Source organism: Niabella sp. CPT15-335-S11, assembly GCF_058792415.1.
Genome location: NZ_JBYTEI010000002.1, coordinates 570,893 through 597,099 on the forward strand (window position 1 = coordinate 570,893; position 26,207 = coordinate 597,099).

Sequence of the window (26,207 nt, forward strand, 5' to 3'; positions counted from 1 at the left end):
AACCCGGTAGCCCCTTAAACATGAATTAGTAAAGGGTATGAACAGATCATTGGTATAGATGCAGGAGGACCGGAAATATATTTCCCTATAATAACAACATCACTAAATTTGACTCATATGTATTCAAGAGAAGAACTCATCGGACTTAGAAATTTTTACAGGGACAGATTGCTGGGCGATACCGTGCCCTTTTGGTTCCCGCGAAGTGTGGACGAAAAGTATGGAGGTTATTTACTTATGCGCGACCGCGATGGTTCACTGATCGATGATGACAAAGCCGTTTGGATACAGGGTCGCGCGGCATGGCTGATGGCCACCTTGTATAATACGATTGATCAAAAACAAGAATGGCTGGATGCGTCCCGATCTGGAATTGATTTTCTGAACGACCATTGTTTTGATACAGACGGTCAGATGTTTTTTCACGTAACCCGCGAAGGTAAACCCATCCGGAAAAGAAGATATTTCTTTTCGGAAACTTTTGCCGTAATCGCCAACGCCGCTTACGCAAAAGCGAGCGGCAACGAACAAGCCGCCGTCAAAGCGAGAGCGTTATTCACAGCCTGTTTGCAATACATGAACGGAGAAAAAAAACTGGCACCAAAATTCACCGAAACCAGACCGGTAAGAGGCATTGGGGGGCCAATGATCATGATGAACACAGCACAGCAGCTCCGCGAGACGATTGGTGATGAGCGTTGCGATGAATACATCAGCAAATGGATCAGTGATATCGAAACTTATCATGTAAAAGATGATATCAGATGCGTCATGGAGCAGGTTGCGCCTGATGGCAGCATCATCGATCATATCGACGGACGGACCTTAAACCCCGGCCATGCTATTGAGGGGGCCTGGTTCATCCTGCATGAAGCGAAATACCGGAACAATGACCCGCATTTGATAGACCTGGGCTGCCGTATGCTGGATTATATGTGGGATCGCGGCTGGGACCAGGAGTTTGGAGGGATCCTATACTTCAGGGACGTTTATCGTAAACCCGTTCAGGAATATTGGCAGGATATGAAATTCTGGTGGCCACAAAATGAGGCCATCATCGCAACCCTGCAAGCTTACCTGATGACCGGCAATGAAAAATATGCTGTCATGCACAAGCACGCGCACGACTGGGCTTACAACCATTTTCACGATCCTGAATACGGTGAATGGTATGGGTACCTGCATCGTGATGGTAGAATTGCTCAAACGGCAAAGGGAAACCTGTTCAAAGGACCTTTTCACCTGCCAAGGCAGGAATGGTATTGCTACCTCACACTAAATGAATTTCTTTCCAAATAAAGAGACCAGTTAATATGAAATCCAAAAACCTGCAAATCGCCTCACTTGTCATCTTATTAATCTCTGTGCTTCACGTTGATGCGCAGATCAGGCTCAATCCTATTTTCACTGACAATATGGTGATTCAAAGAGAGAAGCCGATTGTCTTTTTTGGCAAAGCAACTCCCGGAACTACAGTTACAGCGAGCTTTGCGAACAAGTCCGCAAAGGCCGTGTCCGGAAAGGATTCCCTGTGGATGGTGGTCCTTCCAAAGCTTCCGGCGAGCAACACAGGACGGCAGGCTGTGATTCAGGGCAGGGGTAGCAAGATTGTCATAAAGAATATTGTTGTTGGAGATTTATGGCTTTGCATTGGCCAAAGCAATATGGAGTGGCCGGTCAAAAACGAATCGCATTACGATAAAGATCATGATTACAGCAATGCCAATATTCGTTTTCTTAACCCAACCTATGTTGGCAAAGGCATTTTCGCAACGAAGTACAATGATTCGCTGGTAAAGCGCCTGCAACAAAAACAGTTTTATAAGGGACAGTGGGAGGTCTGCGACAACAACAGTATCCGTGACATGAGCGCCGTAGGGTATTATTTTGCTGATGCTGTTTACGACAAGGTCAACGTTCCAATTGGTCTGATCAATCTTTCCATAGGAGGCGCACCCCTGGAGACTTTTATCCGGAGCGGCATGATGGGCGCTCATCCGGTGTTCAAGGAAAAGCTGAAAGGAAACTGGCTTTACAACGCATCGCTTCCCGTGTGGGTAAGAGAACGGGGCATTCAAAACGTAGGAGGTGTACCCGGGGTCCCAGCCGACGCACTGGGCCCGGATCACGCTTACAAACCAGGCTACGCATTTGAAAACGGGGTCGAACCGTTCACGCATATATCTATAAAGGGCATCCTGTGTTACCAGGGTGAAAGCAATGCACAGGAGATGGACCGGGTACAAGAATACCCATTATTACAAAAAATAATGATTTCCGATTATAGGAAATTATGGAGGGATGCACAACTCCCCTACTATTTTGTACAATTATCATCCATCGATACTCTTCACTACAAGGGTGGTCTGTGGCCCGAGTTCCGGGATGCGCAGCGGATCAGCCAGCTACAGATCCCTAACAGCGGTATGGCTGTCTGCAGCGATATGGGTGCGAAGAATGATGTACACCCGCGAAACAAAAAGGATGTAGGTGAAAGACTGGCGAGATGGGCATTAAACAGCACCTATAAACAAAACATCCTGCCATCAGGCCCCCTTCCTGTATCAGCAAATTATAAGGACGGAAAGATCATTGTTCGTTTCAGGTTTGTGGGTCAGGGTCTGAGAACGTCCGATGCCGGGGCGTTGCGTGGTTTTTCGACAGACGGTATTCATCCCGAAACGGCATTGATAAAAATCGACTATGTCGAAGTTCAAACACGGAAAAAACCCGCGTATATTTATTATGGCTGGGAGCCGTTCTCAACCGCGAATCTGGTGAACACAGAATTATTGCCGGCCTCAACTTTTAAAATCAAAGTGAATTGACAATCCGGGTTATCTGCCGCCGCAGCGGTATTATGTAAAACTTTTTATTGACAACAAACTTGTTTTCAATAAGCGGCTGCGGGTAGAACGTTAAAAGAATTCAGACAGTAAATATTTTTTTGATCCCTGTTTTCCTGGATCCGAAAATCACAGGAACGATAGAATATTGACCAGCTACTCGTTTGACCGGATCATACCTGGGAAATTCCTATCCCTCGGCGCTAATTGCAGCTCTGGATAGACGGACCTCGGCAAAGTTGAAACGGACCTTGGGGGATAGCTGCCGTTGTTAATATAGTACAGCGCGGCATACAGGCAGTCTTCTGTCTGGTCGCCCCAACTCTTGTCGACCCCGTCGTACATCGGTTGATCCGGCTTGAATCCGGTGTAATAGTCTCCCTGGTTGCTACGGTTATAAGTCCGGAAGGACACAGTATAGAACGTCACTTTATCAAACAGGCTGATACCAAAGAAACCCACGGGCTTCCCCTTCGTATTCTTGTCCCCGATAAGCTGAACATTCATCACCGGTTTCAGGTTATTGATCAGCAGTTCGGCAGAGGAGGCAGTATTGTCTGAAACAATAATAAACACCCTGCTCAGATTCAAGCTTCCTCTTTTGGCGAATTTTACGGTATTTTTTTCTTTTGAAAAGAAATTATCCGGCCATCCGAATTTTTTCTTCAGCAGGGGATAATTGTTGTTTTGTAATTGCTGGTTGTATTCAAAGGTGTACATAACTCCGCCGTTGGCAGAAGGAGGCGCAATATAATTTGCCAGGACTTCCTGTGTGGCGGTGAGTCCGCCCAGGTTGTAGCGGAGGTCCAATATCAAATCGTTGACCTGATTGTTTTGGAAATAGTTGAATAAATCATCTATCTCCGTACCCGTTATCTTAAAAAAGTGGTTGTACACCGCATACCCTACTTTCCCGCCGCCAGGCGTGTTAATTACATCCTGATACAGGATGGGATTAGCCGTGTATTTTTTCACCTGGAAAGTATTGATCTGGGTGCTGCCATCCGGTTTAATGAACTCAAAATCTGCCGATTTTCCCGAATTAACTTCATTTACCAGTACCCGGTTCAACAAATCCACGCTGGGCTGATCGTAATTCAACGTAGTTCCATTTAGCTTATTGATTTTCCAGCCTCTTTTCACTCCCACCAGGCCTGCATCTGAACCGGGGTACACGTAGGTTACATACCAGCCTTTGAATCCCGAAGGTGAAGGATAAGTCCGTGTAGCGTAATTGAATCCCGCCTTAACAAAAAAGCCATAGTCCGTCTCGTCCCCCGATTTCATCTCCTGCCCTGCCTCGTAGGATGTCGCAAAACTGTATTCATGTGTAGAGTCGTAACGGGCGTAACCCCGAATCCGGGTAATCACCGATTTTGCGGTTGAAAGCTCATCAGCCCCACTATATTGTCGTGGATTAAACGTTTTGTAATCGGGCAGAGAGTCATTCCAGTAATAAATTTCTTTGGAATACAGGTACACAGAGTCAGCAGTCAGTGCTACCTGATCTCCATTTGCCGGAGGCGGCGGAGCTGGCGGAGCAGGCGGCTCTGGCAGTTTCTCACGTGCACATGAAAAAAGTGTCACGATCAAAAAACTCAATGTGATCAGGTTGCCCGTTTTCAAACGCATATACATTTATTTTTCACTGCCCAAGGAAGGTCTGTTTGAAAATAGTAAATAGCTTCCGGGAAAATTATATTTCGAGTAACGTCCATCCTCGTTTCGCCTGAAAAGACTATGAATATTTGCCGGGCAATCTACCATCGAATTTCTTTCTAAACCAACCTATAAATTTAATACTTTTCGCTGTAATATCCTAATTATTCCCGCGTCAGATCTAACAAGGATTCTACCTTTCCGGCGATCATTTCCGGAGTGATTTCCTGCATACATCCAGCTTTCCCGTGAACGGGGCAGTCTTTATTCCCGAAAACCGACGATGGCCTGCAGGGAAGATCAGATTGCACGGCGTTGTTAAAATCCTGTCCCCATCCGTAGAATCCCAGGTATGGATGGGTACCACCCCAAACGGAGACCACCGGCACTCCAAACATGGATGCCAGGTGCATATTGGCCGAATCCATGCTGATCATTAAATCGAGCCGGGAAATAAGTTCCAGCTCGCGCGAAAAATCAAATTTACCGGCCACGACATGAATATTTAATGAATTCGCGATCCAGGATTTCAATCTGTCTGCTTCTGCAGGACTACCGAATAAAAAGAACTCAATTCCTTCATGCCGGTTTAATAACTGCAAGACTTGTTCCATTTTTTCCAAAGGGTACATTTTCGCGGCATGCCTGGCAAATGGCGCGATCCCTATTTTCAGTTTTTTCTCCAGGTTGTCAGGTAGCGCTCCCGACTCCTTATACGCCGGAAGGATCCCGTCGCCAGGGATGAGCGTAACGGGAAAGCCCAAGGTCTCAAATACATCTGCATAACGTTGGAAAGTAGACTTGAGCGGCCTCAGCAATTTGTTGTGTGGTCTGGTCAGCTCCCGCTTTTCCTTTCGCCCTTTGTCTATGATTGCCAGTCGCCTGGATGGTAATAGGTTGCGAATCACTTTAGATCTGATCACATCGTGCAGGTCCGCGATTGCGTCAAAGGAAACCGACTTTTTCAGATATCTGGAAAAACGCCAGAGTCCGGCGATCCCGCGCCATTCCTTCTTAAAATCCACGGGGATAAATGTCAGGCGTTCCAATTTAGCAAACAGGGGGCGGTGCAGGGGGGCAGAAACCACGGTAACTTCTAATCCGGGGTGTTGTTGCAGCAATAATTTTAACACAGGTACAACCATGGCCACATCACCAAGCGCTGAAAATCGAAATACCAGGATGCGAAAAGGCTTGTCCATCAGAATGTTTTCTGCTGGTATAATACCGGATTCAGCGTCTCGTCATTATACATTTTCATCTGCTTATAGACCTTCATATATTTTCTCCCGGCGGCGATGTCTTCCAGTAACTGCTGTATCGCCAGCGAAAGATCTTCTCTTTGTGTCTGCAATACGCTCAGCTTAAGCTGACAGGCCTGAATATGTTCTTTGGACGCTTCCGGGCGTTTTACTTCCTGGCGCATATGGTAGATCTTCAGCTCCAGGATGGAAAGCCTGTCAATAGCCCAGGCCGGGCTTTCTGTGTTGAGCGTTGCGTTTGGCATCGGCGATACATCAGCGAATTGTTGCAGGAACCAGGAATCAATATATTCCACCAGGTCTGTCCGGCGCTGGTTGGAACTGTCGATCCGCCTCTTGATCTTCAATGCTTCCGCAGGATTGATATTCGGGTCGCGGATGATATCCTCCAGATGCCATTGCACGGTATCCACCCAGTTTTTCAAATACATCAGGTGGTCCAGCGTATCTTCTCCATATGGGTTCTGTACCTGAGCATCCACATCATCACCAACATGATAATTCTGTATGCTTTGCTGAAATATCGTGATCCATTCTTTTACCTGCATATTATTCTCTTTAATCTGATAATCAAGCCTGGGTGTCTGGTATTCATTCAATCTGGTTTTTAGTCGTTTTCCCGGCTCAGCAGGAAATCTACAGCAAGTTTATATCCCTGAAGGCCCAGTCCGATAATGCTGCCTACCGCTTTGGCGCTGACATGGGAGATCTTCCGGAAATCTTCCCTGGTAAATATATTGCTTATATGCACCTCCACAACCGGTTTCTGTATCGATGCAATGGCATCACCTATTGCCACCGATGTATGGGTATACGCAGCAGGGTTAAGCACAATGCCATCCGCAGCTCTTCCAGATTCCTGGATGGCAGTCACCAACTCACCTTCAATATTACTTTGAAAATACCTGAACTCCACGCCAGGAAACTGCTTCTTTAACTCTTCGAGGAAAGTCTCGAAACTGGTAGAACCGTAAATTCCTGTTTCACGCTGACCAAGCAGGTTCAGGTTCGGTCCGTTGATGATAGCAATAATGCTCATTTGACTATTAATTCCTTTCATTGAAGGGGCTAATATAATATTTAGTTTTCTAACCAGAGACTAATTATTCCTTCAACGAAATTTGAACATAAATCTAATTGGGTGACGAGGGTAGGCATCTGCATACCGGCATGGACTTGAAGAGGCCGGGTGTGCAGTGATTTGAATCAATTGAATTTGGACGGCGCTACCATGTCAAACTCGGGAATTATGACGGTAAACACCTCCCGGTTATGCATATTCTCCATTTGGTAAGTACCTTTCATTTTGCCCATATCTGAGCGTAGGTTGCAACCGCTCATATATTGGTAATGTTCTCCGGGCGCCAGCACAGGTTGCACACCCACGACTCCCTCTCCTTCTACATTCCTGTAAGTGCCTGCACTGTCAAAAATGAACCAGTTGCGTCGCAATAATTTCACCGGAAAGGAATTATAGTTTTCAAGTGTTATCTGGTAAGCAAACATATACTCATTCTGCAACGGGTTGCTGTACTCTGACTGATAGTGTACTTCAACATTGACCAATATGCCTGCAGAAATAAGACTGTTCATATTCTCCATAGTAAAGTATTCGTAAAAGTAATGATTTTTACAAAAACCCGACCCGGATTTTGATTTAAGGGATATTTCCAATTTAAATGGTTTATCGCGGTTCTTACAGGCAGATGACGAAACTTCTGGGAGGGATTGCGCAGAGCTGCCGGAAACCTCTGCTGGGGAACTATTTTGTTTAAAGGATTTATTAAATTTAAAGCATTGCATGCCGTCTGGATAACATCAGATCAGTAATTACGTTATGAAGTGTAAGGTCCCTGACCTCATCGTGAAGATTACTGAAACGGAAACAGATTTTTATCATATCGCAACAATTCAAACAAAATATTATGATGACTATGCAGAAAAAAGAATTTAGTCTGGTTGGCCCCCTATCTGCCACCCAGGCCTATGAAAGTTGGGAAGCAGATAAACTTGCAGACCACATTGTTGAAAATTATCACCGGTACATCAGGCAGCAAGCCAGGGTGGTAAACAACCTGGTTCAAAAAGTTGCGGGGCAAAATACTGACTTTTCACCACGGCTTTCGCTGCTGGCAAATAAGACTTTCTATTTTATCCGGGATCTTCTCCATGAAATGGTCCGGGAAGAAAATGTTGTATTTCCGGCTATCAGGCAAATGGTGCGCACGCAGCGCGATAAAAATCAGAACAAATTATCCGACACTGGATCACCGGTTAAAATGATTCGCCTTGCATCGAGAGAAATAAAACTCTCGGTTCAAAACCTTCGTAATCTCAGAAAACTGACAAATAATTTTCAGGCCCCTCCCGGCAACGAAAAAGTCTATGACACGCTATATGACAAGATGAAAGAGTTTGAAAGCAAACTGATACCTTATTTCAAGTTAAAGCAGGAAGTACTGCTGCCAAAGGCTGTTGCGCTGGAAACCGTGACCGTTGAGGCGTTTGGAGAGGCTTCCCCGCAACACGCAGAACCATCAGCCGCAAAATAAGAAATAAGACCGGGTGTCGGCGATTGCGAACGGGATTAGCCTTATTCATAGTCTCATCTCAGCAGTCACAGCCCGCCTGAGCTTTTACCCTGCCTTTACAGATAGGAACCCGAACCATTTATTGTTCAGGTCCGTCGGTAATCGGCAGGTTTTTTTATGACACGACCTCATATCCCAGGGAAAAATAAATCAGGTTATTATTTTCCCTTGTCAGCGGCTATTTCCGGATTTCTTCATATTACCGTACCCATGGGTCAGGTTTTTGAATTACCGGCCGGAAGATACTTTCGCGGCGGGACTTGGAACGAACAGAGGCTATCGGAGATGGCTTATCCATATGACAAAGCCAAAAAAACGCAAAACAGCCCGGTTCATTCCGCCGTTTCAGGCAGGTAAGTCGCTGGCGGGTAGTAGGGTACAATAGCAAAAAAGATTGGATACCGTTTAAACCCTCAAAAAAAATCAAAGCCTTTGCATTTCATTTATACTTTTTAGTACAAATAGATATATCTTTGCAGTATGAGCATGGATACAGATCAAATAGATAACAAACAAGCCGAGATAGTCCTCGATCCCATTGAGCAACAGGTAAACGGTGAATATAAATACGGTTTCGTTACCGATATCGAAATGGAGTCGGCGCCGAAAGGTTTGAGCGAAGATACCATCCGGTTTATTTCTGCTAAAAAAAATGAGCCGGAGTGGATGCTGGAATGGCGACTGAAAGCATTTGCGCAGTGGCAGAAAATGACCGAACCCGGCTGGGCTAATATTAAATATCCTGAAATAGATTTCCAGGAAGTGATTTATTACGCGGCTCCCAAGCAGAAAGTGAAGCCGGCAAATCTTTCCGAAGTAGATCCTGAATTACTCCGGACTTTCGAAAAACTGGGGATATCGCTGGCTGAACAAAAAAGGCTTTCAGGCGTTGCGGTAGATGCCGTGATCGACAGCGTTTCCATTGGAACTTCGTTTAAAGAGCAATTGGCAGAACTGGGAATTATCTTCTGTTCCATGAGCGAAGCGATTCAAGAACATCCCGATCTGGTACGGCAATACCTGAGTACGGTGGTGCCGGTTTCGGATAATTTTTTTGCCGCACTTAACTCAGCCGTATTCAGCGATGGATCTTTCTGTTATATTCCCAAAGGGGTCCGATGCCCGATGGAGCTTTCAACTTATTTCCGGATCAATGCAGAAAACACCGGTCAGTTTGAGCGTACCCTAATCATAGCCGATGAAGGTGCATACGTTAGCTATTTGGAAGGATGCACCGCCCCAAGGAGGGATGAAAACCAATTGCATGCCGCAGTAGTGGAAATTATAGCACACGCGAATGCCGAGGTTAAATACAGCACGGTACAAAACTGGTACCCTGGTGATAAAGAGGGCAACGGTGGAATCTACAACTTCGTAACAAAACGTGGGATATGTAAAGGCTCCCATGCTAAAATATCCTGGACCCAGGTGGAAACCGGTTCAGCCATCACCTGGAAATATCCAAGCGTGATTTTACAGGGCGATTATTCCTCCGGCGAATTTTACTCCGTGGCCGTTACTAATCATTTTCAACAAGCCGATACAGGTACCAAAATGTTGCATCTCGGTAAAAACACCCGTAGCCGTATTGTGAGTAAAGGGATTTCAGCCGGTTTCAGTCAGAACAGTTATCGCGGGCTGGTAAAAGTAAGCAGGAACGCGAAGAACGCACGAAATTTCAGCCAGTGTGATTCACTGCTGCTGGGAGATAAATGCGGCGCTCACACATTCCCTTATATCGAAGTGAAAAACAATACGGGAATCGTTGAGCACGAGGCAACCACATCAAAAATCGGGGAAGACCAGATCTTCTACTGTAACCAGCGTGGTATTAACACCGAAAAAGCTGTGGCCCTAATCATCAACGGCTTTGCCAAGGAAGTGATGGATCACCTTCCTATGGAGTTCGCGGTGGAAGCTAAAAAGTTGCTGGAGATCAGCCTGGAAGGAAGTGTTGGGTAAGACCGTGAGTCCCGAAATTCAACAAATTTTTTCTGGCGCGTTCAATATCCTTTTCGCATTCCCATTCCGCGGGGATTTGCCGAAAAGAGGCTGGAGTGAATCCTGAACGCAGCGCCATCAAATTAGAACCTAAATAAAATCGTAAATAGTAACAATGTTATCAATTAAAAACTTACACGCCGGAATAGAAGGCAGAGAAATATTAAAAGGTATTGACCTGGAAATAAAGGCCGGTGAAGTTCATGCCATCATGGGGCCCAACGGTTCCGGAAAAAGTACACTGGCTTCCGTACTGGCCGGAAAAGAAGAATATGAAGTGATTGAAGGTTCGGTGGAATTTAACGGAAAGGACCTGCTTGAACTTGCACCCGAAGCCAGGGCCGGAGAAGGGGTTTTCCTGAGCTTTCAGTATCCGGTTGAAATTCCGGGATTGAGTACTACCAACTTCCTGAAGACTGCTGTAAACGAAGTGAGGAAATATCGTGGCGAGCAGGAAATGGATGCCGTTTCCTTCCTTAAAATGATGAAGGAAAAAATGAAGCTGGTTGAGATTGACCAATCCATGCTGGGCCGCTCCCTGAATGAAGGATTCTCTGGTGGTGAAAAAAAACGTAACGAGATCTTTCAACTGGCTATGCTGGAACCCAGGCTAGCGATCCTCGATGAGACCGACTCAGGTCTGGATATTGATGCCATTCGTATCGTAGCTAATGGTGTCAACCAACTCAGGCGCGAAGACAACGCGATCCTGGTGGTTACGCACTACCAGCGTTTGTTGAACTATATCGTCCCGGATTTTGTGCACGTTTTGTACGACGGGCGAATTGTAAAATCAGGCACTAAGGAACTGGCACACGAACTGGAAGAAAAAGGATACGATTTTATTAAACACGAAGTGGTGGCCTGAAACGGCGCATCCTGATGTATCAGGCCGTCCAACCAGTCAATTCATACAGCGATCAGACTGCACCGACCTTACATTAAATAGTTTCTGAGGTCGTTTGTTGATTGTTGGCGGGCATATCGAAATAAGAAATAATAATGGATACAATTACATATTTCAAAGAAAGATTTGAGCAAATGCAGGCGGACAGTGTGGATAATCATATCAAATCCATGCGGGACGAGGCTTTTAGCGAATTCAGTCAGAAAGGTATTCCCTCCGTTAAACATGAGGAATGGAAATATACCCGGATCAACGATTTTTTTAACCATGATTATCATTTTACAACAGATCTGACCGAACACAATTTTTCTGCACCTGACTTTGAAGCCCTGGAGCTTCCGGGGCACGAAGAATCGAACTCGCTCGTTTTTGTGAATGGTCACTATCATCCCGAGCTTTCAAAGCTGCGTTCCGGCGAGCTGGAAATAATGCCGCTGCGCGAAGCAGCGCAAAACCAATTCGCCCCCATCGTTGAAAAGCACCTCGGGCATAGTGCAGATTATCACCGTGATGGTATCAACGCCCTGAATACGGCGTTTATCCAGGAAGGAGTTTTCGTACATGTAATGAAGGGACGGACGGCTAAACATCCGGTTTACCTGTACAATATCACCGATGCGCGGAACGGCAATATTTTTGCACAGCCGCGCGTATTGGTGCACGTGGATGAAAACGCGCATATACAAATGGTCGAAACCTTTGCCACTATTGGATCTGATGAGAGTTTCACCAATCAGGTTATTGAAATAGCTGTTGAAAAGGATGCGGTGCTGGAGTTTTATAAGATCCAGAACGATGCGCCCAATTCAACCGTTGTCAGCACGACCCATGTACACCAGGTGGGAAAAAGTATCGCCAATGTTATTACGATCTCTCTGAGTGGCGGGCTCGTACGCAACAACCTGAACATGGTCATGAGCGCACCTCACAGTGTGGCTAATTTGTACGGACTTTATCTTCAGAATGGTCACACTCACGTGGATAATCATACAGTGGTGGATAACCGTGAGCCAGACTGCCTGAGTAATGAGCTTTATAAAGGGATTCTGAATGATCATGCTACCGGGGTGTTCAATGGTAAGATATTTGTGAGGCAGCCGGCTCAAAAGACCAATGCTTACCAGAGCAACCGGAATATCCTGTTGTCCGAAAACGCATCCGTAAATACAAAGCCACAGTTGGAAATATTTGCCGATGATGTAAAATGTTCGCATGGATGCACCGTTGGTCGCCTGGACGAGGAGGCGTTGTTTTATCTCAAATCCCGCGGGATTTCGGATAAGACCGCCAAAGCCCTGTTGCTGCACAGTTTCGCACTGGATGTCCTGCAAAAGATCAAACCCAGTGAGATCAGGTTATATGTGGATGACCTGATCGCAAAACAGTTGGCATTATAGAAGGAAGCACAGAACAAAAAGCGCGGGTACAACATTTTCTAATTAATTATTTTATCAACGATAAACATGAACCTGACCGAAATACGTGAACAGTTTCCGATTTTAAACCGGCTGGTAAAAGGAAAGCCACTGGCATACTTCGACAATGCAGCTACCACGCAGAAACCGAAGTGCGTTATTGATGCCCTTGTGAAGTATTATTCCGAAACCAACGCCAATGTGCATCGGGGTATTCACAGCCTGGCAGAGGAAGCCACAGCCGATTTTGAAGCAACCCGCGAGGCGGTCAGAGAGTTTATTAATGCATCTGAAACTGCCGAGATCATTTATACCCGGGGAACCACGGAAGGTATAAACCTCGTAGCCTATACCTGGGGCAGGCAAAATATCGGGGAAGGCGATGAAGTGATCATCACCGGAATGGAACATCACAGCAATATTGTTCCCTGGCAAATAATATGCGAAGAAAAGAAGGCTATTTTGAAAGTAGTCCCTGTTAATGATGCCGGTGAACTGCAAATGGAGGATTACAAAAATCTCCTGACCAGTCGCACTAAACTGGTATCCGTGATGCATGTCTCCAATGCGATGGGTACTGTCAACCCCGTGAAAGAAATTATTGAACTGGCACATCAAGCAGGAGCGAAAGTACTGATTGATGCAGCACAGTCTGCGCTGCATCTTGATATTGACGTAAAGGAGCTGGACTGCGATTTTCTGGTTTTTTCGTCGCATAAACTATTTGGCCCCACGGGAGTTGGAATACTCTATGGGAAAAAAGAAATTTTAGACACCATGCCTGTCTTTCAGGGTGGTGGCGAAATGATCCGGGAAGTCACCTTTGAAAAGACCCTGTATAATGAACTGCCTTACAAGTATGAGGCTGGAACTCCAAATATCGCGGATGTGATCGCGTTCAAACCCGCAATTGATTTTATTACAGAGATCGGGAAAGAGAATATCCGGAGGCAGGAAGAAGAACTACTAACCCGCGCAACTAAAGGTTTGTCGGAGGTTGAAGGGCTCCGGATCATCGGGACGGCAAGCGACAAAATAAGCGTGGTTTCCTTTGTCATTGATAACGTGCATCCGCAGGACGTGGGCATTTTGCTAGACAACAAAGGCATTGCCGTACGTACAGGGCACCACTGTGCAGAACCCCTGATGAGCAGGTTTGGTGTGCCGGGTACCATCAGGGCATCCTTCGCGGTATACAACACCCCGGAAGAAGTAGACCGGTTAGTGGACGGTGTAAAACACGCGGTGCGGCTTTTAAGATAATAAACAATCAGGCCGGAAGCATATTTGAAGTTGAGAACCGAAAATTTTGGAAAAAGAAGTTTATATGACCATTCAGGAAACTGAAAATGAAATAGTAGAGGAATTTTCGCTGTTTGATTCCTGGGATGATAAGTATGAATACATTATCGACCTGGGGAAAAAACTACCCCCATTGGATGAAGTCCATAAGAGGGATGAAAATAAAGTGAGGGGATGTCAAAGTACCGTGTGGCTGGTAGCGGACTTCAGCGATGGCCTCGTCCATTTTCATGCTGAAAGCGATGCGGTGATTGTGAAAGGACTGATCAGTATGCTTATCCGGGTGCTGAGCGGACATACTCCGGACGAAATACTGGAGGCTAAAATGGATTTTATTAACCGGATTGGTATGACGAGCCATCTGGCGCAAACCCGCTCAAACGGTTTGCTGGCGATGGTGAAACAAATGAAACATTACGCGCTGGCTTTCAAATCAGGAAATTAACCGGAGAGAAAGTCCCGGAATCCTGTAAAAGAGTAAATTAAAAAACAAGACCCTATGGATGATACATTGGAAGAAAAAGTATTGAAGGAGATCCAAACCATTTATGATCCTGAAATTCCCGTAAACATTTACGAACTGGGATTGGTCTACAAAGTGGAGGTGCAACCGGGAAATAATGTTGAGATCCTGATGACACTGACCGCTCCTTCATGCCCGGCAGCCCAGTCGCTACCGGTTGAAGTGGATCAGAAATTAAGGGCTATTGAGGGTGTAAATGATGTATCCGTGATTGTTACCTGGGATCCGCCGTGGGACAGAAGTATGATGAGCGATGCTGCCCGGCTGGAACTGGGCTTCATGTGATCCGGATAAATCAGATCTATCATACGGCGAAAACTCCCTGGACATTCGATAGGCCGGGAAGGCAACATGGTAAACATTTGCCGAACTGAATGAAGTAAACAAATTATGAAAATAACCGCACAGGAAGAATACGGATTAAGGATTCTGATTCGAATCGCATCCTGCCACGAAAACAAAGGCATGAGCATACCCAGCCTGAGTGAAGCGGAAGGGCTCGGAAATCATTATGTGGCCAAACTTTGCCGGTCGCTGCGGATGGCTAACTTTATTCGTAGTACGCCGGGCAACAAGGGGGGATACGTACTTGCCAAACCAGCTTCGGAGATCATCATCAGGGAGGTGTTGGAAGCACTGGGAGGCGTGCTGTTTGACACAACCTTCTGCAGTGCACATACAGGTATAACCCGCTTTTGCACGCATTCTGTCGATTGTTCTGCACGTTCACTTTGGCAAATTGTTCAGCTTACGCTGAATAATCTGCTTGACAAGATTACACTGGCCGACCTGGTCGCGACTGAGTCCACGGCCTTAAACGCATTCAACCGGATATACGAACAGATCCGGGTGCACTAACCTATTCTTTTTCCGGGTTTCACGGAACGCTATCAATCTGAAAATCAATATAAATTCTATGCTACATCTTGCCGTTCCGGGAATTTTGAAGCTTTTTTAGGATTTTTTTTACCGATAGGGTTACCTATTTTCAGTTTGCGTATAAATACCAAATTATAATTTTTAAATTTAAAAGACAAACAATGAAGAAATTATTAGTAATTGCTCTGGTTGCTGTATCCTTTGCAGCTTGTAACAGTGGTGAAAACAAAACTGAAGCTGCTCCTGCTGATTCTGCTGTAAGTGCAACCGTAGATACTGCAGCTGCTCACGTTGACACTGCAGCCGCTCACGTGGATACTGCAGCTCATGCCGCTGTTGATTCAGTTAAAAAATAATTAGACCTTCAATAATCTAATTGACGAGCTCGTTAAAACCATCAATCCTGATGGTTTTTTTTATTTTCGGGGAATTGTATAACGCAAGGGTCGTACCGTATAACCGGCTTTTCTAAGCATATTGATCAGTCCCTCGGACCCGGGCAAATGACCAACCCCTACTGCCAGCAAAATCGACTGTGAAGGAAATATCTTTGTCACCTTTTTCAGCCATTCCCGGTTACGGTTATATACGACCAGGTCAATGAACCGGTGCAGGCTCCAGCTTTCATCGTAAGTGATCTTCTGTATCTGCCGCAGATCCTGTGCCCTGTATGCACTCATCAACTTCTGCATTTCGCTATTGGCGTCATAGGTGTTATTAACAATCTCCAGCAATTGCTTCGCCTGGTCACGGTATGGAATACTATCAAAAATAGATGCCTGGAAAGCCAGACTCTCCAAGCCTTCTACCGGCGTTCCTATAGATGAAGCTTCCTGTTGTATAACCTGCTCCAGCGAAGTGATGGGTGCGCAGCCGGGAGCGTTAAACTGCACCATGGAAGCCAGCAACATCGGTTTGTAATTCTCAATCTCCGCAAAAAACCGGCTTCCCAGCAGGTTGACAAAATAATTCTTTACTTTTTCATATTCTACTGGTTGTAACACACTTGCAAGCGTTGCATGATCTTTCATTTTAAACAAGCCCAGCAGGCTGTCGCCCTCAGGTTGTGCGGCCAGGTCGGCCTCAAAGAAGATCTTATCTACATTCCGGATAACCTTCTTGAGCTCATTGCCAAGTGCGGCATCTTTTGCACAAAGAACATGTATGGTACCAAAGAGATAGGAAGGCTTCTTCAGCGTTCTTCCTGTGATCTCCCAAAGAAATGTCTGTCCCTGGTTTGCAGCTACCTGGCTTCTCCCCGGTTGAGCGTATAACAAATAGCCGGTAAGGAACCCAAACAGAAATGTGCCGGTGTACTTCATAAATCAATATTAAACACTGGCAACTGCCTTGTCTCCATACATCTGCCCTTTAAAGCGCAATGATGGCGACGAAATGAACGCCCCAATTCCCAGCTCCTGCCATTTTTCATCGACACTCCGGATCGTTTCGTCATCGGAAACAATGATATTAGGCCAATCCCGTTGAAAATCATCTAAATCTTTGGTCTTGATAGTGCCATCTAACCCAATAATCGCCAGATACTTATCACCACTTAACTGTTTTGAAATTATATGATCTCTTTTCGGGTCCATATTATTGCAAAACCGCCACAAGGCAACGGGGAGATCATTCGCATCCACGGTGTGCTCTACATAAAGTATCAGCTTTATGCCCAGCATCTCCTCCAGGTCGACCAGTTTGTTATGCAATTCGCGGACATGCCCTTTGTATTTCTTCTCTACCGAGACGATCAAGACAGGTATACCCATATCCGTTAATGAAATATTGATGTGGTGAATATCGGGAAAGGCGCTGCGAATCTGGTCTGCATCGATTTCGGGAATAGGGTGATCGAAGTCATAGGCATCATCCTTTTCCTCTTCAAACTTCTGCGTTCCGTCAATGCAGAGCTTACCTCCAAAACCCATTTTTGAGCAACTATGATCCAGCACGTCCATGGGACCCTGCGAAAAATAGATATCTGTTAAAGGATTCAGATTCTGAAATATCTCCACAGCAAGGGTTTTGTAATCCGATATTTTAATTTGCTGATTATCCTTATTTTGAGATGACAGAACTAATATTTTATTAAACATCATTTGCCCTGCACCCCACATCGCGTTCATCACTTTTTGACCCTGGCCGGCATAATCTTTTTTGATTTGGGCAATAACCAGGTTGTGGAAAACGCCTTCCACCGGCATATCCATATCGGTTATTTCGGGGACCATGGTCATTTTGATGGGAGCAAGGAAAATTCTTTCTGTGGCTTTTCCTATCCATGCATCTTCCTGAGGGGGAATCCCCACGATGGTCGCAGGATACACAGGGCTCCTTTTATGGGTGATCGCTGTGATATGGAACCTGGGATACCAGTCTGGAAGCGAGTAATAACCAGTATGATCACCAAAAGGTCCTTCCCAGATCATTTCATCGTTGGGATCAACATATCCTTCAATAATGAAATCAGCATCTGCCGGTACCTCAATCTCCGGCTGGCTAATACACTTTACCAGCTCCACCTTTTTCTTCCGGAGAAAACCTGCCAGCATATACTCATCCACGTTCTCGGGAAGCGGCGCCGTTGCCGAATAGGCATAGACCGGATCTCCCCCAAGCGCCACAGCTACGGGCATGCGCTTGTTCAGCTTTTTATATTCGTTGAAATGTTTTGCAGACACTTTATGTTTATGCCAGTGCATGGCGGTCAGCCTGGGTCCAAAAACCTGCATCCGGTACATCCCCACATTTCGTGTTCCCGTTCCCGGTTCTTTGGTATGAATGACCGGTAGGGTTACGAACGGACCACCGTCCTGCGGCCAGCAGGTAATCACGGGCAATTTGGTAATATCAGCATCAGCCATTACCACCTCCTGGCACTCGCCTCTCCCCTTGATCACTTTGGGCATCCAGGAAGCAAACTCGTTAAGACGGGGCAGCAGCTTCAGCTTGTCCATCATACTCTCTTTAGGAGATGAAATAAGATGGAACAAGGACTCAATATCCCGCGCCACATCATCCAGCTCATTTACGCCCAGCGCCATACACATTCTTTTTTGACTACCGTAGGCGTTCATGATCACCGGAAAATCGTAGCCGGTATTTTCAAACAGGATCGCTTTGCCGCCGCCGGGCTGTTTGCTGATCCGGTCGGTTATCTCCGTCATCTCCAATTTCGGGTCTACAAAGGCGCTGACCCTTATCAGCTCGCCAGCCTTTTCCAGCGCCGAAATAAATTCCTGTTGATTTTTGTATGCCATAAGTACAATTTCCAGTTTAATTGATCCGATATTTTCCGCTGCCCGGTTGGCAGATATTCTATTTTGTATCCGGATGGGCTGACCCTACACAAGAGGGACCCAGCCATCAGGGCAGCCTTTGCTGAACTTCATCTTTTGAAAAGAGTCCGGTGAAACGGATACCCAAACCTGGCTCATCACTAAAAATAACCCGGCCATTATCGAAGGTGATACCTGTCGCCAGATCATCCTGCAGCAGCAGGGGACCGTCCATATCTACGTGATCAATAAATGGAAGGAGATGTGCCACCGCCGCGGAGCCCAGCGTACTCTCATTCATCGAGCCCACCATAACTCCCAGGTTTAATTTACGGGCCTCGGAGATCATCCGTAATGCCGGTGTAATTCCCGAGCATTTTGTCAGCTTAATATTGATCCCGTGAAAATACCCCGGACATTTTGCTACGTCCTCCTCCGAAACACAGGATTCATCAGCATAAAGAGGAAGTGGTGATCTCGCGTACAATTCCTTCATGCCTTCCCAGTTGTCTTTCGCTAAGGGTTGCTCTACGAACTCAACGCCCAGTTCTTTCAGTTGCGGTATGATATTCAGCGCCGTTTCAACATCCCAGCCCGCATTCGCATCTACTCTAAATACAGCGTCAGTCTCCTGTCGCAACGCCTTCAAAATGGAGATATCATCCGCGGTTCCCACCTTGATCTTATAGATTGGCCAGGGTTTCTCTTTTAATTTATGGACCATTTTTTCGATGCTGTCAATACCAATGGTATAATCGGTGGAAGGGTTTCTTGCAGGATCACCTTTCCACATCCGGTAAAGCGGCCGACCGTTCATTTTCCCAAATAAATCCCATCCTGCCATATCGAGCGCACAAACCAGGAACGGGTTTTTGGGAAAAAGGTGATGCAGAAAATGCCAGAAACGATCTGGTTCAATAAACGCAAAGCGTTTTATCATCTCCTGTTTCGCTGTCAAATCCCGGATCATATCTTCCACGGTAATATGATAATAGCTAATTGCCGGAGCTTCTCCATATCCAACAATCCCCCGGTGATTAAGTTCGACGATCAGCGTCGGCTGATGCGTCTTGGTTCCCTTTGAAATGGTGAAAGGGTATCTGAATTTTAGTTGAAAGGGATAATAATTACATTCCAAAATAACAATGACCGATCTAACCTACGGTCAGGTTTCTCCAAAAGTACGTGATACCGCCGAATGACTGAAATCCCGGGCTTCCACAGCCCCCGGGAAGCGCTGACAGTCATTCAATTTTTTGCGCCGCAGAACCCTGATCCAGAGGCCATCCCGACAGATTTTTCCCGATTCCTGCTTAAAGTGTGTCCCATTCTGATTAGGTTAATTTGAGAACTGTGCCTAATTTTGGCAGACCATTTAGCTGCATTTTGAGTTCTTAACATAAATTCCATATTGAAAATGAAAAAAAGTATATCAAGGAGACAATTTGTTTCCACCGGCCTGGTGGGTCTGTCAGGCCTTGCTCTTTCCGGACTGCCCTCTTTTGCCAGTACCTCGTCAAACTCCGCGAACATCAGGGTTGGCCTTATCGGTGCCGGCCAGCGCGGGCAAGGGCTTGCCACAGTGATGAAGGATATTCCAGGTCTTGAGTTGGCAGCATGCTGCGATATCCTGCCCGAAAACCTGAATGCGGGCATGAAGCTTTGTGCGGCAAACAGCAAGAGCTATACCGACTACCACAAACTGCTGGCTGATAAAACCATCGATGCGGTGATCATCGCAACACCGCTGTACCTGCACTATGCTATGGCCCTGGATGCCATCAGCGCGAATAAGCACGCTTATGTAGAGAAAACCATGACCTACGATATTGCGCAGGCGATCGCTATTGCGAAAAAATTGAAAGCATATCCCAAGCTGGTATTCCAGGTGGGACATCAATACCGGTACTATGATATGTATCCTAAAGTAAAAACGCTGATTGAAAACGGTCTGATCGGGAAAGTGACTCAATTTGAATCGCAGTATAATCGCAATTCAAACTGGAGGCGCGCGGTCAAAGATCCAAAAATGGAAAAGCAAATCAACTGGCGGATGTACAAAGAGTATTCCGGCGGTGTGCTTGCCGAGCTTTCGGCACACCAGATCGATGTGGTGAATTGGCTCACAAATGCCCATCCCACAAAGGTTCTGGCCATGGGTGATGTGAATTTCTGGAAAGATGGCAGATCCACGTTCGACAATGTACGTGCTATTTATGAATATCCGGGTGGCGTTAAATCCAGCGTTACATCTATCCTCAGCAATGAGTACAATGGGTATATGATGCGCATCCTGGGTAGCGATGGCACCATTGAAATGGGCAGGAACTACGCGAAATTATTCCTTGAACAAAAGAAAAAGGAACAGGTTTTGGTTGATGGGGTGACCGGCGCCACGAAAGAAGCTATTGCAAAGGGAGAACCAGTGAAGATCTATACCGATACGGAAGGTATTGAACCCACCGTATTCGCACTGACGGCATTTGAAGACTGCATCCGGAACAAAAAGAAGGCTGTTTCAAATGAGCTGACGGGCAGGGATACCGCCATCGCGGTTCACCTGGGTAACCTGGCTACTGAATCAGGGAAGACTGAAGTCTGGAAACCTGAGTATTCGAAAGTCTGAGAGAAAATAGCATCTGAATCATAAAAAGGAAACCGCCTGGTGACATTTTGCAGTGTGCAACCAGGCCTGCCGACGAGGGAGAGTCTGTCGACCTTAAGGGGAGCCTGTCGTGTGATGCCAACCGCGCTTCGCAGGCGGCAGCGTCTCCCGATCTTCGCCGTTATAACCTAAAAACGGTATCCCGGCAATTATTTGACCTTTTTTTCGATTAACTTTTTAACTTTAGCCTCAAAAATCCACGCCATGTACACAACGATCATCACTCTTGCCGTCATACTCGTGATCGCCGTCGTATTGATCGGGATCTTCAACCGCTTTGTCAGGAACAGAAATACCGTAAAGGATGCCTGGGCCAATATCGACGCAATGCTCAAGCGCCGTCACGACCTGATCCCTAACCTGGTCAACACCGTTAAAGGTTACGCCGCTCACGAATCCCAAACTTTTGAGAAGGTTGTAGCCGCCCGTAATCTGGCCATGAATGCGCCGAAAAGTGATATTAACGCACAGATCGCCGCCGAAAATCAGCTCCAGCAAACGCTGCGAAGCATTTTCGCGCTGAGCGAGAATTATCCCGAGCTCAAGGCCAATACCAACTTCCTCGACCTGCAGGCGAAACTAAGCGAGATCGAAGAAGGTCTTGAACGCAGCCGGCGGTACTACAACGCTACTGTCCGGGATAATAATAATTATGGGGAAAGCTTCCCGGGTGTACTGTTTGCCGGAATATTCGGCTACAGGCATTTTGAATTTTTTGAGGCTGCCGCCGAAGAAAAAAACGTTCCCAATGTTCAGTTCTAACCTTCAAAGCTGCAGGACAAAACTGATATCGCGTTGCGCCGGGAGGGACTCTGCTGTTAGTGTGGATAGCAGATAAACCTAAAACCTGCACTATGAACCATTATCTGGTCCTAATTTACGTACACCTGACGGGGCTCCTGACTGGCATACTAACCATGCTGCAGCCTGTATCTGCACAGGATTTCGCGGTGAACAATTATAATGTAGAGATAGCAATCAGGAGAAACGGTTCGTTCCAGGTGACAGAAAATTACGATGTTACTTTTACAACACAAAAACATGGCATCTGGCGTAAGATTCCATTGGATTATAAGTTCAAGACGTCGAAAGGGAATATTGAAAAAAGATCAATCTCAGTTACAGGTATTGATGTCCCGGATTGGGATTACAAGACCGAAAGGGGATGGTCAAACCTGGGCATTAAGATTGGCGATCCTGATAAATACGTCAGCGGGAGCCAGCATTACACCATTCAATACCTGGTTGACAGGGCATTTATCCGGGAGGATAGTCTGGACGCTTTTTACTGGAACCTGTTAGGCACCGAATGGCAGGCCATTTTTGAAAAGGTCCGGTTCAAAATCACCCTGCCTGACGGACTGCCGCTGGACAATAATAGTTATGCTGTTTATACCGGAGAGCGCGGTAGCACCACCGGTAAAGCGGAATATCATTACACTGGCGGCGTACTCTCCGGTAAATCAACCGAAGAACTGGGAAACGGAAAAGACATGACCGTTTTGCTTAAACTACCTAAAGGTTACCTGAATATTAAGTCTGATAGCAGGCAATTGTGGGAAGATTATCAATGGTTATTGCTGCTCCTGCCACTGATCTGGTTCTATTACAGGATCTGGAATAAATTTGGCAAAGACGATAAACTGGTCGTAGCGGTAGAATACTTTCCACCAAAAAGTATTGATCCGGTAAAGGCAGGGTATTTGGTCAATGACCGGACTGACACGCATGACCTTACATCGCTGATTCCGCATTGGGGATCGGGTGGCTATCTGACGGTAACCGAGAAAAAGAAAGAATGGTTGCTAGGTCATGGCGATACCATTCTGCGGAAAATGAAAGATCTTCCTGCCGGTTTGGAACCTTATGAGTACACTATTTTTAAGGGACTATTTAAAGGGGGTGATGAGGTCGCGATCAGCAGCCTGAAAAATAGTTTTTACAAAACGATGGAGCTCGCCAAACGCGACTTGTCCAGCGTGATTCGCTTAGAGAATTTCTATGATATGAGGTCGGGGCATTAAGATATATCATGGCGATTGTATTTATACTTCTCGGCGTAGCCGGAGCCGCTGCACTGTTTTATTTCGTCGGGATTCCCGCCGCGATCATCTGGGGGGTTGTCTGCCTGGTACTCGCCATTCTAAGTGCCGCCTTTATGGGAAAACCCACGGTAAAGGGTGACGAAGCCAAACGACAGGTGCTGGGTTTCAAGATGTTTGTGCAAAAAGCTGAAAAGACGCAGCTTGAAAGAATGTTAAAAGAAGACCCTTCCTATTTTGACAAAACACTGGCTTACGCCGTAGCCTTTGGTATGGCCGCTAAATGGGCCGGAAAATTCAACGGACTGGATGTGCCGCCTCCGGGATGGTATTCCGGGTCGTCTGGTTATGCGGCTGGACAGGCTTTTAGCACTGCGGCGTTTGCCGATAGTTTTTCCAGGTCAATGTCCAAAATGTCGGAAACGATGGTCAGTTCGCCCTCCTCTTCAGGAGGGGGTTCATCGGGCGGTGGCTTTGGAGGCGGAGGCGGCGGAAGCTGGTAAAACACGGGGGTAAAAAATTTTTTTTATCTTCCGAGCTCTTAAAACATTTTTGCGGATGGGTCATTTACCGAAACTTATAGAAGATTTAGCACTGATACTGATTGTTGGCGCCTTTGTAACACTTCTGTTTAAGGCCATCAAACAACCGTTGGTATTAGGTTATATCATCGCGGGTTTCCTGGTAGGTCCTTATTTCAAACTGACCCCCACGGTTGCGGATTCAGAAAATGTCAAGACACTCGCTGAGATCGGTGTTATCTTCCTGTTGTTTTCCCTGGGTCTTGAATTCAGTTTTAAGAAATTAATGCGTGTAGGTGGATCAGCCTCCATTACCGCCTTCGTCGAAATAATATTTATCACCATAACGGGATATTTTCTGGGGATCGCCATGGGATGGTCCACCATTGACAGTATGTTCCTGGGCGGTATGCTGGCAAGTTCTTCCACAACCATTATCCTGAAAGCATTTGACGACCTTGGCGTAAAGACCAAGAATTTCGCGCGGATCGTGTTTGGCGTACTCATCGTGGAAGACATTGTAGTCATTCTTTTGATGGTATTACTGTCCACCATTTCCGTCACCCGTGCCTTTGAGGGATCTGAAATTATTTTCACCATTCTTAAACTGATGTTCTTTTTGATCATCTGGTTTATCCTGGGTATTTTTTTGTTACCCACCCTTTTGAAAAAGGCCCAAAAGTTTTTGGATGATGAAATGCTGCTAATACTTTCACTCGGCTTGTGTCTGGGCATGGTCATACTGGCCACCAGTGTTGGGTTCTCGGCAGAACTTGGTGCTTTTATCATGGGCTCTATTATTGCGGAAACCACTTTCGCCGAGCGCGTTGAACATGTTATCAAACCAGTTAAAGACCTATTCGGCGCCGTGTTTTTTGTCTCGGTGGGTATGATGATCGATCCACAAGCAATGGTAACCTATAAATGGCCGATCCTACTGGTAACCCTACTGACACTTTTCGGTAAATTTTTCAGCACAACACTCGGCGCGTTGATTTCTGGGCAGTCTCTGAAACAATCAATCCAGGTAGGTATGAGCATGGCACAGATAGGGGAATTTGCTTTTATCGTCGCTACGCTGGGACTTTCACTGGGTGTGATCTCCGATTTCCTGTTTCCTGTGGCTGTTGGCGCCAGTGCGATCACTACATTTACTACACCCTACATGATTAAATACGCCGATAACTTTTACAACGCCATCACGAAATGGTTACCGGCGGAATGGGTCGAGAGAATGAACCGTTACTCGTCGAGCACGCAACAGATACAGGCTGAGAACGACTGGAAGATCGTACTCAAATCTTATGGGAGAATCGTATTGACAAATGGTATCATTCTGGTTGCCCTTTATTTATTTTCTAGTCACTTCCTGGCACCGTTCATTATAGAAAGAGTCCCCCCCGGCCCCCTGCAACTCTATTTAATTGTGATCATCACCCTCGCCCTTGCTGCCCCGTTCCTCTGGGGATTAATGGCCCGCAAACCGCAGGTGCAGGCTTACAAGGAGCTTTGGATGGATAGTAAGTATAACCGGGGACCGCTTTTAGCGATAGAATTCCTCAGGATTGTTGTTGGAATCCTGTTCATCGGTTTTTGGGTGGATAGCCTGGCAAGCAAAACCGTGGCGATTTTTGTTGTAATCCCTATCACGATACTGTTGCTGATCCTTTTTTCAAGATATATTCAGAAATTCTATAACCGGATCGAACGGCGTTTTATCACTAATCTCAATGAACGTGAAGCCGATGCTGCCCGGCAAGCTAAGGGCGCGGTTCTCCCCCAAAGCAAAGCCGATCAGGTCAACCTGTCGGATTGGGATGCCCACCTGGTGGAACTGCTGGTCAACCCACTGGCCGCTTATGCAGGTGTACCCCTGGCCGAATTGCAATGGCGCGAAAAATATGGTATTAATATCGCATATATAAAACGGGGGGAGCAGCTCATCCATGTCCCCGGCAGATATAACCGCCTGCTCCCCTATGATTACGCTGGTATCATCGCGACTGACGAACAGCTCAAAGTCTTTAAGCCAGTCTTCGATGCGGGTGAATCCATTCCTTTTGCGCAAATTCAACTGGATGATATTTCACTTCAGAAAGTGCTGGTTGACGAGCACACAAAACTAAAGGACAAAACGATCTACGAATCAAAAATCAGAGAGCAAACTAATGGTCTGATCATAGGCATTCAGCGCGGAGATGAAAGGATCCTGAACCCGGAATCTTCTACCGTCCTCCACTGGGGTGATATCCTGCTGATCTTTGGCGACAGGAAGAAAATTGCTGCGTTGAATAAGGCAACGTGATCTCAGCC

24 protein-coding genes are annotated in these 26,207 nt (G+C 46.2%); 16 read left to right on the plus strand and 8 right to left on the minus strand.

Annotated elements, in window-relative coordinates:
• The first annotated feature begins 117 nt into the window (after positions 1-117).
• Entirely contained in the window at positions 118-1,299 is a 1,182-nt protein-coding gene (locus tag AC3WS5_RS08955; RefSeq protein WP_492466960.1) for an AGE family epimerase/isomerase, read from the plus strand.
• Positions 1,300-1,313: 14 nt separating this feature from the next.
• Positions 1,314-2,828, plus strand: coding sequence for a sialate O-acetylesterase (locus tag AC3WS5_RS08960; RefSeq protein ID WP_492466961.1), 1,515 nt, complete (start codon positions 1,314-1,316; stop codon positions 2,826-2,828).
• A 174-nt stretch (positions 2,829-3,002) separates the two neighbouring features.
• On the opposite strand, the gene AC3WS5_RS08965 is transcribed toward AC3WS5_RS08960, so the two are convergent.
• The 5 genes from AC3WS5_RS08965 to apaG all read right to left on the minus strand — a co-directional run bounded on the left by AC3WS5_RS08965 (position 3,003) and on the right by apaG (position 7,360).
• Entirely contained in the window at positions 3,003-4,478 is a 1,476-nt protein-coding gene (locus AC3WS5_RS08965; protein WP_492466962.1) for a S41 family peptidase, read from the minus strand.
• Positions 4,479-4,669: 191 nt separating this feature from the next.
• Complete coding sequence (locus AC3WS5_RS08970) at positions 4,670-5,707, minus strand: glycosyltransferase family 9 protein (RefSeq protein ID WP_492466963.1); 1,038 nt, start codon at positions 5,705-5,707, stop codon at positions 4,670-4,672.
• Positions 5,707-6,366, minus strand: coding sequence for a DUF4254 domain-containing protein (locus AC3WS5_RS08975; protein ID WP_492466964.1), 660 nt, complete (start codon positions 6,364-6,366; stop codon positions 5,707-5,709). The genes AC3WS5_RS08970 and AC3WS5_RS08975 overlap by 1 nt, the downstream gene beginning before the upstream one ends.
• A gap of 8 nt (positions 6,367-6,374) precedes the next feature.
• Positions 6,375-6,806, minus strand: a complete 432-nt coding sequence (gene aroQ / locus AC3WS5_RS08980; protein ID WP_492466965.1) for a type II 3-dehydroquinate dehydratase — start codon at positions 6,804-6,806, stop codon at positions 6,375-6,377.
• Positions 6,807-6,973: 167 nt separating this feature from the next.
• Positions 6,974-7,360 carry a Co2+/Mg2+ efflux protein ApaG gene (gene apaG / locus AC3WS5_RS08985; RefSeq protein WP_492466966.1) on the minus strand — a complete coding sequence of 129 codons (387 nt, stop codon included), beginning with the start codon at positions 7,358-7,360 and terminating at the stop codon, positions 6,974-6,976.
• 341 nt (positions 7,361-7,701) lie between these two features.
• Between apaG and AC3WS5_RS08990 the strand changes: the two genes are divergently transcribed.
• From AC3WS5_RS08990 to AC3WS5_RS09030, 9 genes are all read left to right on the plus strand, one after another.
• Positions 7,702-8,319: a hemerythrin domain-containing protein gene (locus AC3WS5_RS08990; RefSeq protein WP_492466967.1), complete on the plus strand. Its 618-nt coding sequence runs from the start codon at positions 7,702-7,704 to the stop codon at positions 8,317-8,319.
• A gap of 525 nt (positions 8,320-8,844) precedes the next feature.
• Positions 8,845-10,320, plus strand: a complete 1,476-nt coding sequence (gene sufB / locus AC3WS5_RS08995; protein WP_492466968.1) for a Fe-S cluster assembly protein SufB — start codon at positions 8,845-8,847, stop codon at positions 10,318-10,320.
• Positions 10,321-10,474: 154 nt separating this feature from the next.
• Complete coding sequence (sufC, locus tag AC3WS5_RS09000) at positions 10,475-11,227, plus strand: Fe-S cluster assembly ATPase SufC (protein WP_492466969.1); 753 nt, start codon at positions 10,475-10,477, stop codon at positions 11,225-11,227.
• A gap of 134 nt (positions 11,228-11,361) precedes the next feature.
• A complete protein-coding gene (gene sufD, locus AC3WS5_RS09005; RefSeq protein ID WP_492466970.1) occupies positions 11,362-12,663 on the plus strand; it encodes a Fe-S cluster assembly protein SufD in 1,302 nt (433 codons plus the stop codon).
• A 66-nt stretch (positions 12,664-12,729) separates the two neighbouring features.
• Positions 12,730-13,944, plus strand: a complete 1,215-nt coding sequence (locus tag AC3WS5_RS09010) for a SufS family cysteine desulfurase (protein ID WP_492466971.1) — start codon at positions 12,730-12,732, stop codon at positions 13,942-13,944.
• A gap of 64 nt (positions 13,945-14,008) precedes the next feature.
• Positions 14,009-14,428 carry a SufE family protein gene (locus tag AC3WS5_RS09015; protein WP_492466972.1) on the plus strand — a complete coding sequence of 140 codons (420 nt, stop codon included), beginning with the start codon at positions 14,009-14,011 and terminating at the stop codon, positions 14,426-14,428.
• A 54-nt stretch (positions 14,429-14,482) separates the two neighbouring features.
• A complete protein-coding gene (locus AC3WS5_RS09020; RefSeq protein ID WP_492466973.1) occupies positions 14,483-14,791 on the plus strand; it encodes a DUF59 domain-containing protein in 309 nt (102 codons plus the stop codon).
• Between the two features lie 105 nt (positions 14,792-14,896).
• Entirely contained in the window at positions 14,897-15,364 is a 468-nt protein-coding gene (locus AC3WS5_RS09025) for an Rrf2 family transcriptional regulator (protein ID WP_492466974.1), read from the plus strand.
• 182 nt (positions 15,365-15,546) lie between these two features.
• Entirely contained in the window at positions 15,547-15,741 is a 195-nt protein-coding gene (locus AC3WS5_RS09030) for a hypothetical protein (RefSeq protein WP_492466975.1), read from the plus strand.
• A 60-nt stretch (positions 15,742-15,801) separates the two neighbouring features.
• On the opposite strand, the gene AC3WS5_RS09035 is transcribed toward AC3WS5_RS09030, so the two are convergent.
• The 3 genes from AC3WS5_RS09035 to AC3WS5_RS09045 all read right to left on the minus strand — a co-directional run bounded on the left by AC3WS5_RS09035 (position 15,802) and on the right by AC3WS5_RS09045 (position 19,804).
• Positions 15,802-16,707 (minus strand): TraB/GumN family protein, encoded by a 906-nt coding sequence (locus tag AC3WS5_RS09035; protein ID WP_492466976.1) that lies wholly within the window; start codon positions 16,705-16,707, stop codon positions 15,802-15,804.
• Positions 16,708-16,716: 9 nt separating this feature from the next.
• Positions 16,717-18,648, minus strand: a complete 1,932-nt coding sequence (locus AC3WS5_RS09040) for a menaquinone biosynthesis decarboxylase (RefSeq protein ID WP_492466977.1) — start codon at positions 18,646-18,648, stop codon at positions 16,717-16,719.
• A 106-nt stretch (positions 18,649-18,754) separates the two neighbouring features.
• The gene (locus AC3WS5_RS09045; protein WP_492466978.1) at positions 18,755-19,804 is read right to left on the minus strand and encodes a dipeptide epimerase; all 1,050 of its coding nucleotides are present in this window, start codon (positions 19,802-19,804) and stop codon (positions 18,755-18,757) included.
• 279 nt (positions 19,805-20,083) lie between these two features.
• Between AC3WS5_RS09045 and AC3WS5_RS09050 the strand changes: the two genes are divergently transcribed.
• From AC3WS5_RS09050 to AC3WS5_RS09070, 5 genes are all read left to right on the plus strand, one after another.
• Positions 20,084-21,292 (plus strand): Gfo/Idh/MocA family protein, encoded by a 1,209-nt coding sequence (locus AC3WS5_RS09050; protein ID WP_492466979.1) that lies wholly within the window; start codon positions 20,084-20,086, stop codon positions 21,290-21,292.
• A 243-nt stretch (positions 21,293-21,535) separates the two neighbouring features.
• Entirely contained in the window at positions 21,536-22,093 is a 558-nt protein-coding gene (locus tag AC3WS5_RS09055; RefSeq protein WP_492466980.1) for a LemA family protein, read from the plus strand.
• Between the two features lie 92 nt (positions 22,094-22,185).
• Positions 22,186-23,355 (plus strand): DUF2207 domain-containing protein, encoded by a 1,170-nt coding sequence (locus AC3WS5_RS09060; RefSeq protein ID WP_492466981.1) that lies wholly within the window; start codon positions 22,186-22,188, stop codon positions 23,353-23,355.
• Positions 23,356-23,363: 8 nt separating this feature from the next.
• Positions 23,364-23,876 (plus strand): DUF2207 family protein, encoded by a 513-nt coding sequence (locus AC3WS5_RS09065; RefSeq protein ID WP_492466982.1) that lies wholly within the window; start codon positions 23,364-23,366, stop codon positions 23,874-23,876.
• 55 nt (positions 23,877-23,931) lie between these two features.
• A complete protein-coding gene (locus tag AC3WS5_RS09070) occupies positions 23,932-26,199 on the plus strand; it encodes a monovalent cation:proton antiporter family protein (protein WP_492466983.1) in 2,268 nt (755 codons plus the stop codon).
• The last annotated feature ends 8 nt before the right edge of the window (positions 26,200-26,207 follow it).

Excerpts from the sequence above, each read along its gene's own strand:
- AC3WS5_RS08955 (WP_492466960.1), top strand. The coding sequence starts at position 118 with ATGTATTCAAGAGAAGAACTCATCGGACTTAGAAATTTTTACAGGGAC.
- AC3WS5_RS08960 (WP_492466961.1), top strand. The coding sequence starts at position 1,314 with ATGAAATCCAAAAACCTGCAAATCGCCTCACTTGTCATCTTATTAATC.
- AC3WS5_RS08965 (WP_492466962.1), bottom strand. The coding sequence starts at position 4,478 with ATGCGTTTGAAAACGGGCAACCTGATCACATTGAGTTTTTTGATCGTG.
- AC3WS5_RS08970 (WP_492466963.1), bottom strand. The coding sequence starts at position 5,707 with ATGGACAAGCCTTTTCGCATCCTGGTATTTCGATTTTCAGCGCTTGGT.
- aroQ (WP_492466965.1), bottom strand. The coding sequence starts at position 6,806 with ATGAGCATTATTGCTATCATCAACGGACCGAACCTGAACCTGCTTGGT.
- apaG (WP_492466966.1), bottom strand. The coding sequence starts at position 7,360 with ATGAACAGTCTTATTTCTGCAGGCATATTGGTCAATGTTGAAGTACAC.
- AC3WS5_RS08990 (WP_492466967.1), top strand. The coding sequence starts at position 7,702 with ATGCAGAAAAAAGAATTTAGTCTGGTTGGCCCCCTATCTGCCACCCAG.
- sufB (WP_492466968.1), top strand. The coding sequence starts at position 8,845 with ATGGATACAGATCAAATAGATAACAAACAAGCCGAGATAGTCCTCGAT.
- sufC (WP_492466969.1), top strand. The coding sequence starts at position 10,475 with ATGTTATCAATTAAAAACTTACACGCCGGAATAGAAGGCAGAGAAATA.
- sufD (WP_492466970.1), top strand. The coding sequence starts at position 11,362 with ATGGATACAATTACATATTTCAAAGAAAGATTTGAGCAAATGCAGGCG.
- AC3WS5_RS09010 (WP_492466971.1), top strand. The coding sequence starts at position 12,730 with ATGAACCTGACCGAAATACGTGAACAGTTTCCGATTTTAAACCGGCTG.
- AC3WS5_RS09015 (WP_492466972.1), top strand. The coding sequence starts at position 14,009 with ATGACCATTCAGGAAACTGAAAATGAAATAGTAGAGGAATTTTCGCTG.
- AC3WS5_RS09020 (WP_492466973.1), top strand. The coding sequence starts at position 14,483 with ATGGATGATACATTGGAAGAAAAAGTATTGAAGGAGATCCAAACCATT.
- AC3WS5_RS09025 (WP_492466974.1), top strand. The coding sequence starts at position 14,897 with ATGAAAATAACCGCACAGGAAGAATACGGATTAAGGATTCTGATTCGA.
- AC3WS5_RS09030 (WP_492466975.1), top strand. The coding sequence starts at position 15,547 with ATGAAGAAATTATTAGTAATTGCTCTGGTTGCTGTATCCTTTGCAGCT.
- AC3WS5_RS09035 (WP_492466976.1), bottom strand. The coding sequence starts at position 16,707 with ATGAAGTACACCGGCACATTTCTGTTTGGGTTCCTTACCGGCTATTTG.
- AC3WS5_RS09040 (WP_492466977.1), bottom strand. The coding sequence starts at position 18,648 with ATGGCATACAAAAATCAACAGGAATTTATTTCGGCGCTGGAAAAGGCT.
- AC3WS5_RS09050 (WP_492466979.1), top strand. The coding sequence starts at position 20,084 with ATGAAAAAAAGTATATCAAGGAGACAATTTGTTTCCACCGGCCTGGTG.
- AC3WS5_RS09055 (WP_492466980.1), top strand. The coding sequence starts at position 21,536 with ATGTACACAACGATCATCACTCTTGCCGTCATACTCGTGATCGCCGTC.
- AC3WS5_RS09060 (WP_492466981.1), top strand. The coding sequence starts at position 22,186 with ATGAACCATTATCTGGTCCTAATTTACGTACACCTGACGGGGCTCCTG.
- AC3WS5_RS09065 (WP_492466982.1), top strand. The coding sequence starts at position 23,364 with ATGGCGATTGTATTTATACTTCTCGGCGTAGCCGGAGCCGCTGCACTG.
- AC3WS5_RS09070 (WP_492466983.1), top strand. The coding sequence starts at position 23,932 with ATGGGTCATTTACCGAAACTTATAGAAGATTTAGCACTGATACTGATT.